13 protein-coding genes are annotated in these 15,351 nt (G+C 64.0%); 7 read left to right on the forward strand and 6 right to left on the reverse strand.

Annotated elements, in window-relative coordinates:
- Nucleotides 1–123 precede the first annotated feature (123 nt).
- From U9R80_RS10890 to U9R80_RS10910, 5 genes are all read right to left on the reverse strand, one after another.
- The gene (locus U9R80_RS10890; RefSeq protein WP_301839624.1) at nucleotides 124–1,359 is read right to left on the reverse strand and encodes a saccharopine dehydrogenase family protein; all 1,236 of its coding nucleotides are present in this window, start codon (nucleotides 1,357–1,359) and stop codon (nucleotides 124–126) included.
- Between the two features lie 26 nt (nucleotides 1,360–1,385).
- Entirely contained in the window at nucleotides 1,386–2,483 is a 1,098-nt protein-coding gene (locus tag U9R80_RS10895) for a carboxynorspermidine decarboxylase (RefSeq protein ID WP_301839623.1), read from the reverse strand.
- A 186-nt stretch (nucleotides 2,484–2,669) separates the two neighbouring features.
- The gene (locus U9R80_RS10900) at nucleotides 2,670–4,457 is read right to left on the reverse strand and encodes an IlvD/Edd family dehydratase (protein WP_301839622.1); all 1,788 of its coding nucleotides are present in this window, start codon (nucleotides 4,455–4,457) and stop codon (nucleotides 2,670–2,672) included.
- A gap of 33 nt (nucleotides 4,458–4,490) precedes the next feature.
- The gene (locus U9R80_RS10905) at nucleotides 4,491–5,879 is read right to left on the reverse strand and encodes an MFS transporter (RefSeq protein ID WP_301839621.1); all 1,389 of its coding nucleotides are present in this window, start codon (nucleotides 5,877–5,879) and stop codon (nucleotides 4,491–4,493) included.
- Nucleotides 5,880–5,927: 48 nt separating this feature from the next.
- Nucleotides 5,928–7,109 carry a fumarylacetoacetate hydrolase family protein gene (locus U9R80_RS10910; RefSeq protein ID WP_301839619.1) on the reverse strand — a complete coding sequence of 394 codons (1,182 nt, stop codon included), beginning with the start codon at nucleotides 7,107–7,109 and terminating at the stop codon, nucleotides 5,928–5,930.
- 115 nt (nucleotides 7,110–7,224) lie between these two features.
- Here U9R80_RS10910 and U9R80_RS10915 point away from each other — a divergent pair, with 115 nt between their 5' ends.
- The 6 genes from U9R80_RS10915 (at nucleotide 7,225) to U9R80_RS10940 (ending at nucleotide 13,859) form a co-directional block, all read left to right on the forward strand.
- Nucleotides 7,225–8,184, forward strand: a complete 960-nt coding sequence (locus U9R80_RS10915; protein ID WP_301839618.1) for a LysR family transcriptional regulator — start codon at nucleotides 7,225–7,227, stop codon at nucleotides 8,182–8,184.
- 97 nt (nucleotides 8,185–8,281) lie between these two features.
- Complete coding sequence (locus U9R80_RS10920; protein WP_301839617.1) at nucleotides 8,282–9,865, forward strand: aldehyde dehydrogenase (NADP(+)); 1,584 nt, start codon at nucleotides 8,282–8,284, stop codon at nucleotides 9,863–9,865.
- 85 nt (nucleotides 9,866–9,950) lie between these two features.
- The gene (locus U9R80_RS10925) at nucleotides 9,951–11,327 is read left to right on the forward strand and encodes an MFS transporter (protein WP_301839616.1); all 1,377 of its coding nucleotides are present in this window, start codon (nucleotides 9,951–9,953) and stop codon (nucleotides 11,325–11,327) included.
- Nucleotides 11,324–12,064 carry an SDR family oxidoreductase gene (locus U9R80_RS10930; RefSeq protein ID WP_301839615.1) on the forward strand — a complete coding sequence of 247 codons (741 nt, stop codon included), beginning with the start codon at nucleotides 11,324–11,326 and terminating at the stop codon, nucleotides 12,062–12,064. Before U9R80_RS10925 ends, U9R80_RS10930 begins: the two co-directional genes overlap by 4 nt.
- Before the next feature lie 28 nt (nucleotides 12,065–12,092).
- Nucleotides 12,093–12,941 (forward strand): ureidoglycolate lyase, encoded by an 849-nt coding sequence (locus U9R80_RS10935; protein ID WP_301839614.1) that lies wholly within the window; start codon nucleotides 12,093–12,095, stop codon nucleotides 12,939–12,941.
- 9 nt (nucleotides 12,942–12,950) lie between these two features.
- Nucleotides 12,951–13,859, forward strand: a complete 909-nt coding sequence (locus U9R80_RS10940) for a 2-hydroxyacid dehydrogenase (RefSeq protein ID WP_301839613.1) — start codon at nucleotides 12,951–12,953, stop codon at nucleotides 13,857–13,859.
- A 32-nt stretch (nucleotides 13,860–13,891) separates the two neighbouring features.
- Here the strand turns inward: U9R80_RS10940 and U9R80_RS10945 are convergent, their stop codons facing one another.
- Nucleotides 13,892–14,443 (reverse strand): AAA family ATPase, encoded by a 552-nt coding sequence (locus U9R80_RS10945; protein ID WP_301839612.1) that lies wholly within the window; start codon nucleotides 14,441–14,443, stop codon nucleotides 13,892–13,894.
- A gap of 400 nt (nucleotides 14,444–14,843) precedes the next feature.
- Here U9R80_RS10945 and tssB point away from each other — a divergent pair, with 400 nt between their 5' ends.
- A complete protein-coding gene (gene tssB / locus U9R80_RS10950) occupies nucleotides 14,844–15,347 on the forward strand; it encodes a type VI secretion system contractile sheath small subunit (RefSeq protein WP_301839610.1) in 504 nt (167 codons plus the stop codon).
- Nucleotides 15,348–15,351: the final 4 nt, after the last annotated feature.

The following is a 15,351-nucleotide window of genomic DNA, read 5'->3' on the forward strand; positions in this document are numbered from 1 at the left end:
GAGCGGGCTTGCCCCGCGATGCGGTGTTTCTAATAGGCCGCCATCGCGGGGCAAGCCCGCTCCCACGGATAGCAAAATGCGCCCATCAGGGCGCATTTTGTTGTTACCGGAACTTAGAACAACTCAGTTCCAGGGACGATCACCGTTCTCGTCCTTGACGCGGGTCGGCAGGCCCATCACGTCCAGCGCCTTGAGGAACGGCTCGGCTGGCAGCTCCTCGACGTTGACCATGCGCTGTACATCCCACTCGCCACGGGCGACCAGCAGGGCAGCGGCCACCGGCGGCACACCGGCGGTGTAGGAGATGCCTTGGCTGTCGGTTTCGGCGTAGGCTTCTTCGTGGTCGGCCACGTTGTAGATGAACACTTCGCGTGGCTGGCCATCCTTGGTGCCTTTGACCAGGTCGCCAATGCAGGTCTTGCCGGTGTAGCCCGGTGCCAGCGAGGCTGGGTCAGGCAGCACGGCCTTGACCACTTTGAGCGGCACCACTTCCAGGCCTTCGGCTGTCTTGACCGGTTGCTCGGAGAGCAGGCCAAGGTTTTTCAGCACGGTGAAGACGTTGATGTAGTGTTCGCCAAAGCTCATCCAGAAACGCACGTTCGGCACGTCGAGGTTCTTCGACAGCGAGTGCACTTCGTCGTGGCCCGTCAGGTACAGGTTTTGCGAACCTACAACCGGCAGGTCGTCGGTGCGCTTGACCTCGAACATGGTGTTGCTGGTCCACTGGCTGTCCTGCCAGCTCCACACCTGTCCGGTGAACTCGCGGAAGTTGATTTCCGGGTCGAAGTTGGTGGCGAAATATTTGCCATGGGAGCCCGCATTGACATCGAGAATGTCGATCGAATCAATGCGGTCGAAATACTGTTGTTTGGCCAGGGCCGCATAGGCGTTGACGACGCCCGGGTCGAAACCCACGCCCAGGATGGCGGTAACGTTCTTTTGTTGGCATTCCTCGAGGTGTTTCCACTCGTAGTTGCCATACCAGGGCGGCGTCTCGCAAATCTTGCCCGGTTCTTCGTGAATGGCGGTGTCCAGGTAGGCAACGCCAGTATCGATGCAGGCACGCAGCACCGACATGTTGAGGAAGGCGGAACCGACGTTGATGACGATCTGCGATTCAGTCTCGCGGATCAGCGCCTTGGTCGCCTCGACATCCAGAGCATTGAGCGAGTAGGCCTTGATGTCGGCCGGCTGCTTGAGGCTGCCCTTGGCCTTGACGCTATCGATGATGGCCTGGCATTTGGAGATGTTGCGCGACGCGATAGCAATACGACCGAGTTCGTCGTTGTGCTGCGCGCACTTGTGGGCCACCACCTTGGCGACACCTCCTGCACCAATGATAAGAACGTTCTTCTTCAATTTCTCTATCTCTCCTTTCTGTCCGCTTACGAGAGGCTGGACAGGTAGTCTTCAAACCCGAATTCACGAACCACCTCGACTGTACCGTCGAGTTGTTTCACTACGATGGACGGCATTTTCAGGCCGTTGAACCAGTTTTTCTTGACCATGGTGTAACCCGCTGCGTCAACAAACGACAGCCGATCGCCGATGGCCAGCGGACGATCAAATTGGTATTCGCCGAAAATATCGCCGGCAAGGCAGGACTTGCCGCACACCATGTAGGTGTGTTCGCCCGCGCTTGGCGCCAGTTTGGCGTTGAGGCGATAGATCAGCAGATCGAGCATGTGCGCTTCGATGGAGCTGTCGACCACGGCCAGGTGCTTGCCGTTGTACAGGGTGTCGAGCACGGTGACTTCCAGCGAGGCGCTCTGGGTGATGGCAGCTTCGCCCGGCTCCAGGTAGACCTGCACGCCGTACTTTTCCGAGAAGGCCTTGAGGCGCGCGCAGAAGGCGTCCAGCGCATAGTCTTCGCCGGTGAAGTGGATACCGCCGCCCAGGCTGACCCATTCGACCTTGTGCAGCAGGTGGCCGAAGCGATCCTCGATGGTGCACAGCATCTGGTCGAACAGGCCGAAGTCGCCGTTCTCGCAGTTGTTGTGGAACATGAAGCCGGAGATCTGCTCGATGACCTGCTCGACCTTGACCGGGTCCCATTCGCCCAGGCGGCTGAACGGGCGAGCCGGGTCGGCCAGCAAGTAGTCGGAGCTGCTGACTTGCGGGTTGACCCGCAGGCCGCGGACCTTGCCTTCAGACTGCTCGGCAAAACGCTGCAACTGGCCGATGGAGTTGAAGATGATCTTGTCGCAGTTCTCGAGCATCTCTTCGATCTCGTCGTCGGCCCAGGCCACGCTATAGGCGTGGGCTTCGCCCGCGAACTTCTGGCGGCCGAGCTTGAGCTCGTACAGCGACGAGGACGTGGTGCCGTCCATGTACTGCTCCATCAGGTCGAACACCGACCAGGTGGCGAAGCACTTAAGTGCCAGCAGGGCCTTGGCCCCGGACTGCTCGCGCACGTAGGCGATCTTCTCCATGTTGCGCAGCAGCTTGGTTTTATCGATGAGGTAATACGGCGTTTTGATCATTTCGAGGCCTCCGGCAAGGCCGGCCAAAAAAAGGACACGCATTGTGCCTTCACTTGGCCTGAATCGAAAGGTCAGAGAGCGGATTTCGTTGGGGGGGTAGGGGTAGGCAGCGGTGTAGGAGCGGGCTTGCCCCGCGATGGCGGCCTGTAAGACACACCGCATCGCAGGGCGAGCCCGCTCCTACAGTCAGTGGGAATGGCGCGGCATGCCACCTTCGCGGGCGATGATGTTCATGTGCAAGGTCGCAGGCTCCAGGCAACCGCCGGTCGACAATTGCCCCACCAATTGGCGGTACAGCTCTTGCCACGGGGTTTGCGAAGGTTTGATGTTCGGCTTCCAGGCCGCGCGTCGACGGGCCACTTCTGCTTCGTCCACCAGCAAGTCGACGCGCCGGGCATTGAGGTCGACGCGCAGCCGGTCGTTGGTTTGCAACAATGCCAGGCCACCGCCCACCGCTGCTTCCGGCGACATGTTGAGGATCGACGGGCTGGCCGAGGTGCCGCTCTGGCGACCGTCACCCAGGCACGGCAAGGAGTCGATGCCGCGTTTGATCAGCGCCGCGGGAGGCGCCATGTTCACGACTTCCGCGCTGCCGGGGTAGCCGACGGTACCGGCGCCGCGAATGACCAGGATGCAACGCTCGTCGATATCCAGTGCCGGGTCGTCGATCCGTGCGTGGTAATCCTCCGGCCCCTCGAAGACGATGGCCCGTGCCTCGAAGCTGTTCTCGGCGCCCGGCTCGGAGAGGTAGGTCTTGCGAAACGCATCGCCCACCACCGACATCTTCATGATCGCGCTGTCGAAGAAGTTGCCGCTCAGGACGATGAAGCCGGCGCCGTGCTTGAGCGGCGTCTCGTAGGGCAGGATCACCTCGGTGTTGCTGGTGACGGTGTCGCGCACCACTTCGCCGATGGTCTTGCCGCTGACCGTGGCGCAGTGGTCGTGCAGTTGTCCGGCCTTTTGCAGTTCATGCATCACCGCCGGCACGCCGCCTGCGCGGTGGAAGCCCTCGCCCAGGTATTTGCCGGCGGGCATGCAGTTGACCAGCAGCGGCACGTTTTCGCCCACTCGTTGCCAGTCGTCCAGCGACAGTTCAATGCCCATGTGCCGGGCGATGGCGATCAGGTGCGGCGGGCAGTTGCTCGACGCGCCCAGGGCCGAGGCCACGGCGATGGCGTTCTCGAAGCTGTCGCGGGTCATGATGTGCGAGGGGCGGACATCTTGCAGCACCAGCTCGCAGATGCGCTTGCCGGTGGCATAGGCCATTTGCCCGCGTTCGCGGTAAGGCGCAGGAATACTGGCGCACCCAGGCAGGGACATGCCCAGGGCCTCGGCCAGGGCGTTCATCGACAGGGCGGTGCCCATGGTGTTGCAGTGGCCCACCGACGGCGAGGCCGCGGTGGTCATCTCCATGAACCCTTCGTAGTCGATTTCACCCGCCGCCAGCAGGTTTCGGGCATGCCACAGCACGGTGCCGGAGCCGATCAGTTGGCCCTTGTGATGGCCGTCGAGCATCGGCCCGCCAGACAACACGATGGCCGGCAGGTCGGTGGTGGCGGCGGCCATCAGGCAGGCCGGGGTGGTTTTGTCGCAGCCGGTGGTCAGCACCACGCCGTCCAGCGGGTAGCCGTGCAGAATCTCCACCAGGCCCAGGTAAGCCAGGTTGCGGTCCAGGGCCGCGGTGGGGCGGCGGCTCTGTTCGGCGATGGGGTGGACCGGGAACTCCATGGGAATGCCGCCGGCATCGCGGATCCCGGCCTTGACCCGCTGGGCCAGTTCGATGTGGTGGCGGTTGCACGGGGTCAGGTCGCTGCCGGTCTGGGCGATGCCGATGATCGGGCGGCCGGACTGCAGCTCGTCGCGGGTCAGGCCGTAGTTCATGTAACGCTCCACGTACAGGGCGGTCATGTCGGCGTGGCTCGGGTCGTCGAACCATTGTTGGCTGCGCAGGTGGCGTTTGGGCGTATGGCTCATGGGTGGTCTCTCTTGTAGTTGAAAAGCGCAGCTTCAGCGTTGCCAGGCCGGGGCGCTGGCGCCGGCCTTGAGGGTGGCGCCACGGCCAACGGCGTCATTGAGGTCGGTCAGGTCGCGGCCACGGGTTTCGGTCGACAGCAGGGTGCCCAGCAGGGTCAGGCAGGCTAGCACCATTGTGTACAGCGCCAGTACCCAATACGCGCCGCCGGCGAGCCCCACCAGGAAAATCCCCAGGATCGGCGCCAGGCCTCCGGAAAGCATGGCGCCGACTTCCCGCGCCAGGGCCACACCGGAGTAGCGGTAGCGGTTGCCGAACAATTCGGTGAAGTGCGCGCACTGGGCGCCGAGCATGCTGTTGGCGCCGAAGGCAAAGCCCCCGACCACGGCGATGCACACCAGCAGCGGCTCACCGCTGTCGATCATCCACCACGACGGGAATGCCCACAGCGCGCAGAACAACGCACCTCCCCGGTAGACCGCGAGGCGCCCGAAGCGGTCCGACAGTGCACCGAACAGTGGCGTGGTGAGTACGCTCAGAATGCTCGCCGCCAGTACCGCATTGGTACCGATACTGGTCAGGCTGTCGCCGCCGTTGGTCAGATGACTGCTGGCGAAGCCGGTGAGGAAGGCGATGGACACCGTGGCATAGAGCGTCGAGCAGCCGGTTTCGGCCATGCGCATCAGGGTGGTGGCGGCCAGCGGGCGACGGGCGTTGCGCAGCACTTCGCGCATGGGTGATTCGATCACATGCTGGCTCTGGCTGAGCTGCTGGAACACCGGGCTCTCCTTGAGCTTCAGGCGAATCCACACGGCCATGCCGATCAGCACCACGCTGGCCAGGAAGGGCAGGCGCCAGCCCCAGTCCAGTAGCTGCTCGCGTGTCAGCGAGGCATCCAGTACCCGGAAGGTGATGGTGGCCAGGGCCAGGCCGCTGAACACACCGATAAAGGGCAGGGCGGCATAGAAGCCGCGCCGCTTGCGCGGGGCCAGCTCGGCCATCAGGGTGGCGGCGCCGGTTTGCTCGGCGCCGGCGCCAAAGCCTTGCAGCAGGCGCAGCAGCACCAGCAGCACCGCACCCACGGGGCCGGTCGGCAGCAGGCCGATCAGGGTGGTGGCGGTGCCCATCAGGGCGATGGTCAGCAGCAACACCAGCTTGCGCCCCTTGCGGTCGCCCAGCGAGCCGAAGAACAGGCCGCCGAAGGGGCGCGCCAGAAAGCCTGCACCATACGTGGCAAAGCTTGCCAGCAGGGCGCCGGTGGTCCCCAGCGAGGGGAAGAAGATGTGCCCGAAGACCAGCGCCGAGGCCAGCCCGTAGATGGCGAAGTCGTAGTACTCCAGGGCACTGCCGATGGCTCCGGTGTAGATCGCCCGGCGCAGTTGGCGCGGGTCCGGCGTGGGGGAGACCTTGGCCTCGGTAGTCATATCAAGCCTCGCTTTTATTGTTATGAGTGCGTCTCGCGGGTGGCGCAATCAGCGTTGCAGCAGGCCTCGCTCGGCCAGGTTGCGCATCAGCGCACCGACCCCGAAGGTCCAGGGCGCGGCCTGGTCGCTGCCGGTGACCTGGTTGTGCAGGGCGCCCAGCAGCGGGCTGCTGATGCTCACCCGGTCGCCCGGCTTGTGGGTGAAGCCGGCGCCAGGGTGGTCGCGGTCTTCGGTGGGGGCGAACAGGGTGCCGAGAAACAGCAGGAAGCCGTCGGGGTACTGGTGGTTGGCGTTGAGGGTCTGCTGCACGATGTCCTGCGGGTCACGGCTGATCTGGTCCATCGAGCTGGTACCGGCCAGCACAAAGCCGTCGGCGCCTTGCACCCGCAGGTCAACCACGCACTGGCGGACCGCGTCGAGGTCGAAGTCTTCGTCGAACAGGCGGATGAACGGGCCGATGGCGCAGGAGGCGTTGTTGTCCTTGGCCTTGCTCAACAGCAGCGCACTGCGGCCCTCGAAGTCGCGCAGGTTGACGTCGTTGCCCAGGGTGGCGCCGTGGATGCGTCCGCGGCTGTCGACCGCCAGCACCACTTCGGGCTCGGGGTTGTTCCACTGCGAGCCTGGGTGTACGCCGATCAGGTTGCCGCTGCCCACCGCCGCCAGGATCGGCGCCTTGGTGAACACCTCGGCATCCGGGCCGATGCCCACTTCCAGGTACTGCGACCACATGCCTTGCTCGATCAACAGGGCCTTCAGAGCCATGGCCTGGTCCGAGCCCGGCTTGACCGTGCGCAGGTTGTCGCCGATCACCGCTCGCACGGTGGCCCGCACCGCTTCGGCGCGGGCCGCATCGCCACCGGCCTGTTCCTCGATCACCCGCTCGATCATGCTCGCCGCAAAGGTCACGCCTGCGGCCTTGATCACTTGCAGGTCGAGCGGCGCCAGCAGATAGGGCTGTTCAGGGTTGGCATGGGAACCGGTATTGGCCAGCAACGCCTCGACGCTGCACACGAACGTGCCGGGGGTGGCGCGCAGCGCCTGCAGCGGGTGGTCCTGTTCCAGCAGCTCGCTCAAGGTGGCGAAGCGTTGCGACAAGTCGAACACGCCGTCGGCGCGCAGCACGATGGGCGAGGGGCCGGCCACTTGCCCGGGGATCCAGGCGCGGCCGATCAGCATGCCGGCGAGGCCGTCGGTGGGCAGGGTGTTTTCTGGGGTCAGGGTTAGCGGCATGGCGGGGCATCTCTGGGCTGTAGAAAGCTGCACGCTAGGTAAGAGTGGCGATAAACTCCAATGGCATATTCTCACCATCCGATAACAACAGGTTATTGCACCAAAGGCGGATTCCATGACGGACCTTTCCTTCTCGCATTTCTGCAACTGGCTCAAGTTCCGCCACCTGGTACTGATCGACACCCTCGGTCGCACCCGCAACATGCACCTGGCCGCGCAGCAGATGAACCTCAGCCAGCCGGCGATCAGCAAGATGCTCAAGGAGATCGAACACTTGCTCGGCTTTGCCCTGTTCGAGCGCCAGCCGCGCAGCATGCCGCCCACGGCACTGGGTGAGCAGGTGCTGCGCTACGCCCAGGTGGCCTTGAACGATGCGCGCAACTTCGTCGACCAGATCGGCAGCCTGCGCGAGGGCGGGCATGGGCATTTGAAGGTCGGCGGGATTTTTGCCGCCACCGCCGTGGCCCTGCCGGACGCCATCGTGCAGATCAAGCAGCGCTGGCCGCTGTTGTCGATCGAGGTGGTGGAGCAGACCAGCGATCACCTGATGGCCATGCTCGATGAAAAGATCCTGCACCTGGCCGTAGCGCGCTTTACCGACGAGGCCCAGCGCCAGCGTTTCGACTTCCAGCCGCTGGCCCCGGAGCCGTTCTGCTTTGTGGTCAATCACCTGCATCCGCTGGCCGAAGCGGGGGCGGTCACCCTGCAGCAACTGCTGGAATGGCCGTGGATTCTCTACCCCAAGGGCACGCCGATCCGCGGGCGCATGGAGCGGGCTTTTGCCGAGGCCGGGGTGGCGGTGCCGCGCAATACCATCGACACCATCTCGATGCAGACCTTCCTCAAGGTGCTCCAGGGCGGCCCGATGATCGGCATGCTGCCCCAGGCCATGGTCGAGCCGCACCTGCACAGCGGTGTGCTGCGTACGCTGGAGACGCCCTTGCACCTGGCCCCCCAGGACTACGGCATCCTCACCCGCAAGGGCGAACCGCTGGTCGGCCCGGCCCTGGAGTTTGCCGAGATCCTCATGGCCGACGCACGCAAGGCCCGAGAGCGCTTGGAAGCGGCTCGATAACCTTGGGTTATCGCTCGATCCACAAATGCCATTGGGAAAGAATCGCTCGCCTGCCTAGATTAGCGACCAGTCTCTTCAACAGGCTTCAGGAGCGTTCATGACTCAACATGCCGGCCACAACTTCATTGGCGGTGCCCGTAGCGCCGCCGGCCACCTGACCTTGCACAGTGTCGATGCCAGCACCGGCGAGCCGTTGCCCATCGACTTTTACCAGGCCACCGCTGACGAAGTGGATGCCGCTGCCCGCGCCGCTGCCGCCGCCTATCCCGCCTATCGCGCCCTGGCGCCGCAGCGCCGCGCCGAGTTTCTCGACGCCATTGCCAGCGAGCTCGATGCACTGGGCGACGATTTCATTGCCACCGTGTGCCGCGAAACCGCCTTGCCCGGTGCCCGTATCCTGGGTGAGCGGGGGCGCACCAGCGGCCAGCTGCGCCTGTTTGCCCAGGTGCTGCGCCGGGGCGACTTCTTTGCTGCGCGTATCGACCGGGCCCAGCCACACCGCCAGCCTCAGCCGCGCCTGGATATCCGCCAGTGCCGCCTGGGCCTGGGGCCGGTGGCGGTGTTCGGGGCCAGCAATTTCCCCCTGGCGTTCTCCACCGCCGGTGGCGACACCGCCGCCGCACTGGCGGCCGGATGCCCAGTGGTGTTCAAGGCCCACAGCGGCCATATGGCCACGGCCGAGCAGGTGGCCGCAGCCATTGTGCGCGCCGCCGAGCGCTGCGCGATGCCGGCCGGGGTGTTCAACATGATCTTCGGTGCCGGCGTGGGTGAAGCGCTGGTCAAGCACCCGGCGATCCAGGCGGTGGGCTTCACCGGTTCGCTCAAGGGCGGCCGCGCCCTGTGTGACCTGGCCGCCGCCCGGCCGCAGCCGATTCCGGTGTTTGCCGAGATGAGCAGCATCAACCCGGTGATCGTCATGCCCCGGGCCCTGCAAGCACGCGGCGATGCCATCGCTCGCGAGCTTGCCGCCTCGGTGGTGATGGGCTGCGGGCAGTTCTGTACCAACCCCGGGTTGGTGCTGGGGGTACGCTCGCCGGCATTCACCGCTTTCATCGAGCAACTCAAGGCACAGATCGCCGATCAGCCGCCACAAACCATGCTCAACGCCGGTACGTTGCGCAGCTACAGCCACGGCGTTGCCGCGCTCAAGGCACACCCCGGCATCCAGCACCTGGCAGGTGCTGCGCAGCAGGGCACGCAGGCCTGGCCGCAGGTGTTCCAGGCCGAGGCCCGGCTGCTGCTGGCGGCCGACCCGCTGCTGCAGGAGGAAGTCTTTGGTCCGGCCACCGTGGTGGTGGAGCTGGCCGACCACGGCGAACTGCTCCAGGCCCTGCACGCACTCGGCGGGCAACTGACCGCAACGCTGGTGGGCGAAGCGGATGAGCTGGCCGGGGCTGCGGACCTGGTGGCCGTGCTGGAGCACAAGGCCGGACGCCTGTTGATCAACGGCTACCCGACCGGTGTCGAGGTGTGCGAGGCGATGGTGCATGGCGGCCCTTATCCGGCCACCTCCGACAGCCGTGGCACCTCGGTGGGCAGTCTTTCGATCGACCGCTTCCTGCGCCCGGTGTGCTACCAGAACTTCCCGCAGGCGCTGCTGCCGCAGGCCCTGCAGGATGCCAACCCGCTGGAACTGATGCGCCTGGTCGACGGCCAGCCAAGCCGCGAACCGATCCGTTAATTGCTGCAGCACCGGGCGCCTGGCGCCCGGTGACCCGATCCATAACAACAATCAGGCATGCCCGACATGCCCAGGGGTCACACCAATGCACACCTCAACCGAGCACCTTGCCTCAACGGCCCGCGACCCGGGTTTCGAGGACCGTACCTACCGCAAAGTCATTCTGCGCATCCTGCCGATCCTGTTGCTGTGCTACATGGCTGCGTACCTTGACCGGGTCAATATCGGCTTCGCCAAGCTCGATATGCTCAATGACCTGCAGTTCAGCAACACCGTCTACGCCCTGGGCGCGAGCATGTTCTTCTGGGGCTACTTCTTGTTCGAGGTGCCGAGCAATCTGCTGCTTCACCGCTATGGTGCGCGCTTCTGGATTGCGCGGATCATGGCCAGTTGGGCGATCATCTCGATGGCCGTGGCCTTCACCGTGCCGCTGGCCAAGCTGTTCCATGTCGAAGCCAGCACCATGTTCTATGTGCTGCGCTTCTTGCTCGGGATCTGCGAGGCCGGCTTCTTCCCAGGCGTGATCCTCTACCTCAACTACTGGTTCCCCACCCATCGCCAGAGCCGGGTGATGTCGGGATTCCTGATCGCCATGCCCATCAGCCTGACCCTGGGCGGCGTGCTGTCCGGCTGGCTGATGACCAGCCTCAACGGCTGGCACGGCATGGCCGGTTGGCAGTGGATGCTGTTGATCGAAGGCATTCCCTCGGTACTCATGGCCGTGGTGGTGTTCACCTGCCTGTGCGACAACATCGACAAGGCCGCCTGGCTGTCGAGCGAAGAGAAGCAGATGCTCAAGGCCAACTTGCAGCAAGACAACCACGGCAAGGCCACGCGCCTGAGCGAGGTGTTCTTCAACAAGCGGGTGTGGCTGTTGGTGTTCATCCTGCTGACCTTCAATACCGGCTTCTATGGCCTGGCCTTCTGGATGCCGTCGATCATCAAGAGCGCCGGTATCACCAGCAGCCTTGAGATCGGCCTGCTCACGGCCATCCCCTATGGCGTGGCGGTGGTCGCCATGCTGCTCAATGCGCGCCACTCCAACCGCACCGGCGAGCGCCGCATGCATGCTGCGATCCCGGCGTTCATCGGCGGTTGCGGGCTGATCCTCAGCGCCTTTTTCGCCGACAACCTGGTGCTCTCGGTGCTGTTCCTGAGTGTCGCCGCCTCGGGCATCCTCAGCCTGATGCCGATCTTCTGGACCTTGCCGGGCACCGTGCTCTCCGGCGTTGCCGCCGCTGCGGGCATCGGCATGATCAACGCCATCGGCAACCTCTCGGGCTTTACCGGTTCGATGATCACCGCGGTGGCCGAGACCCTTACCGGCAATATCAATAACGGCACCTACGTGCTGGGCCTGTGCCTGTTTGCCAGTGGCCTGCTGATCCTGTCGATCCCGGCGTCGATGCTGGGGCGCCAGGGCACCGAGACCGCCACCGACCTCAAGCTGGAGACCGCATGAACACCGCGCCCAAACGCGTACTGATCACCGCTGCCGGCCAGGGCATTGGCCTGGCCAGCGCAAGGGCCTTTGCCGAGGCCGGGTTCGAGGTCATCGCCACCGACGTGCGTATCGACGCCCTGGCTGACCAACCCGGCATCCAGGCGCGGGTGCTGGATGTCACCGATGCGCAGGCCATCGAGTCGCTGGGCCAGGCGCTGGGCGGGATTGACGTGCTGTTCAACTGTGCAGGCTACGTGCACAGCGGCAGCATCCTGGGCTGTGACGAAGCTGCCTGGGAGCGTTCGCTGGCCATCAATGTCACCGCCATGTACCGGACCATCCGCGCCTTTCTGCCGGGCATGCTGGCCCGTGGCGGCGGCTCGATCATCAACATGTCTTCGGTAGTCTCGAGCGTCAAGGCTGTGCCCAACCGCTTCGCCTATGCGGCGAGCAAGGCGGCGGTGATCGGCCTGACCAAGGCGGTGGCGGCCGACTACATTGGACAGGGCATTCGCTGCAATGCCATCTGCCCCGGCACGGTGGAATCGCCCTCGCTGCATCAGCGCATCGCCGAACAGGCCGCCGCCCAGGGCCTGGGTGCCGATCAGGTGTACCAGCAATTCGTCGCCCGCCAGCCCATGGGCCGGTTGGGCAGCGCCGAGGAAATCGCCCGGCTGGCGCTGTACCTGGGCAGCGATGCGGCGGCCTATACCACCGGCGGCGTGCATCTGATCGATGGCGGCATGAGCCTCTGAACTTCTTTGAATCGAGCAGGAGACCCCCATGAAACTGTTGCGTTATGGCGACAAAGGCGCAGAAAAACCCGGGTTGCTGGATGCCCAACAGCGAATCCGTGACCTTTCGGGAGTGATCGACGATGTGGCAGGCAGTGTGCTCGACCCGGCAAGCCTGGCCCGGCTGGCCAGCCTCGATCCGCACAGCCTGCCGCTGGTGGCGGGCAACCCGCGCATCGGCCCGTGCGTGGGCAATGTCGGCAAGTTCGTCTGCATCGGCCTGAACTATGCCGACCACGCCGCCGAAGCTGGCATGCCGGTACCCACCGAGCCGATCATTTTCAACAAATGGACCAGCGCCATCTGCGGCCCCCATGACAACGTCGAAATTCCCCGCGGCTCGCGCAAGACCGATTGGGAAGTGGAATTGGGCGTGGTGATCGGCAAGGGCGGACGCTATATCGATGAAGCCAACGCGATGGACCATGTTGCGGGCTACTGCGTGATCAACGATGTGTCCGAGCGCGAGTGGCAACTGGAGCGTGGCGGTACCTGGGACAAGGGCAAGGGCTTTGATACCTTCGGCCCGATCGGCCCGTGGCTGGTAACCCGCGATGAAATCGCCGATCCCCATGAGCTGGATCTGTGGCTTGAGGTGGACGGCCATCGCTACCAGGACGGCAATACCCGCACCCTGATCTTTCGCATCCCGCAGCTGATCGCCTACCTGAGCCGCTGCATGAGCCTGCAACCGGGTGATGTGATTTCTACCGGGACGCCGCCCGGCGTAGGCATGGGGATCAAGCCGTCTCCGGTATTCCTGCGTGCCGGGCAGACCATGCGCCTGGGTATCCAGGGCCTGGGCGAGCAGCGCCAGATCACCGTCCAGGCCGACTGAGGAGCCACGATGAAAGCCGATCTGCTGATGCTGGCGCCGCTGCTGCCGGAGTACGAGGCGCAACTGGCCGAACATTTTCACCTGATCCGTGTTCACACACATGCAGAGCAACAGGAACTGCTGGCCGATCGCTCCTCGCGCATCAGGGCGTTGGTCACCAATGGCGGGGAGGGCGTAAGCCCGCAGCTGATGGCCGCGCTGCCCAGCCTTGAACTGATCGCCGTCAACGGCGTGGGGCTGGACAAGGTCGACCTGGAGCAAGCCCGCGTCCGGGGTATTCGCATCGCCACCACCGACGACATTCTCACCGATGCAGTGGCCGATCAGGCCGTGGCGCTGTTGCTGGCGCTGCTGCGCCAGGTGTGCCAGGCCGACCGCTTTGTGCGCCAAGGCCACTGGCGTGAGGGCGGCTTCACCCGCTTGGGCACAAGCCTGCGCGGACAGCGGGTGGGCATACTCGGGCTGGGCAAGATCGGCGCCGCCATCGCCGAGCGCCTGCAGCCTTTCGGCGTGCACCTGGCGTATCACAATCGCCGGCCTGTGCCCGGTTGCCCGTACACCTACCACGACGATCTTGGCGCACTGGCCCAGGCCAGCGACATCCTCATCGTGGCGGCGGCTGGCGGCCCGGCATCGCGGCATCTGGTCGATGCCCGGGTGCTTGACGCACTGGGGCCTGAAGGGGTGATTGTCAACGTCGCCCGTGGCAGCGTGATCGATGAAACGCAACTGGTGTCACGCCTGGCCGACGGACGCCTGGGCGGCGCGGCGCTGGATGTGTTCGAGCACGAGCCGCAGGTGCCTGAAACCCTGTTGGCGCTGGACAACGTAGTACTGCAGCCGCACCTGGGCAGCGCCACGCTGCAAACCCGTCGGGCCATGGCCGCGTGTGTGGTACGGGCAGTGCTGGCGGGGTAACGGCACGGGAGGGATGAGAGTTCCTCCCGGGTTCACACGTGCTGGTTGGCCTGGGTGCCTTCATCGCCGTGTTCTGGCAGTGCCCGCAGGAACTGCTCAATCTGCTGCACAGTGCGCAGGTGGACGACCGGCACCAGCGCGCCCACCCTCAACCGCATCGCCTCGATGGAGGGGCGGTAGCCCCGGTCAAATTCCCAGACAAACTTCAGAAAGGTCAAAAAGGCCTTGTCCAGCTTCTCGCTGCAGCCGGCGGGCAGGTCTGGGCGTGGTTTGTTCAACACGCTGCGCATGAACACCCGCCGCAGGCAGGTGAGGCGCGGGGTGTCCAGCCAGATCACCAGCTCGGCCCGCGGCAGGCGCAGGTCGAAGGTGCGCCGCGAATAGTTGCCTTCGCAGACCCAGGCGTCTGAAGCAACCGCCTCCTTGACCCGGGTCCGGAATGCCTCGGCGTCGGGCTCTACCCAACCGGGCTCCCAGAACAGTTTGTCCAGGTGAACCACCGGGACCTGCAGGCGCTTGCCAATGGCGCGGGCCAGGGTCGACTTGCCGCTGCCGGCGTTGCCCAGGATGACGATGCGTTGCATGAGAGGGGCCTCCTTGGCGAAAAAAGTCGGCCATTGTGCAGCGTTCGGCGCAGCAGTCAAAGCCGTCGCGCAGTGACTCTTTTGGATGTCTATCAACTTCTTGTTTGTTTCAAGACTTCTCTAGAGCACTTTTCAGGGTGCTTTAATAAACTTTCTAACAATTTTTAGTTTTTCTTGAAATATTTGTTAGTGAATACCTTAGTTGGTTTCCGAAACAGATGTAGGAAATTTCCCCGCGTTGCTTTAGAGGGTGGAATTGTTTGCAGGAGTGCTTCAGTGTGACGCCCCTATATCGGTGAGCACCCAATAGGCGGCGTTATTTGCGTCTGTAAAAGGAATTTAACCGCATCGGCACGAAGAGCTCGATTCTGATTGTGCTGCGCAGGCATCTGGAGGAGTTATGGCTTCAAACAGTTTTCAAAACGAAGTACCCAAGGCCCGGATTAATATCAAACTTGATCTGCATACAGGGGGCGCGCAAAAGAAAGTCGAATTGCCGCTCAAGTTGATGATGCTGGGGGATTACAGCAACGGTAAAGAGCAACGCCCGCTGTCTGAGCGCAGCAAACTGAACATTGATAAAAACAATATCGACAGTGTGCTCTCCGACTACTCGCCTGCATTGAAGCTGGCGGTGGAAAACACACTGGCCGCAGACGGTACCGACACCAGCGTCGAGTTGAACTTCCAGCGCATGAAGGACTTCGAGCCTGAGCAAGTGGCGCGGCAGATCCCACAACTTCGTGCCTTGCTGGCCATGCGTAACCTGTTGCGCGACCTCAAGTCCAACCTGCTGGACAACAGCACGTTCCGACACGAGCTGGAGCGCATCCTCAAGGACGACGCGCTGAGTGATGAGTTGCGTGCCGAACTGGCTGCCCTGGCTGCCCAAGAAGACCGCTGATCCA

The organism is Pseudomonas sp. JQ170C (assembly GCF_035581345.1).
Taxonomy (GTDB): Bacteria; Pseudomonadota; Gammaproteobacteria; order Pseudomonadales; family Pseudomonadaceae; genus Aquipseudomonas.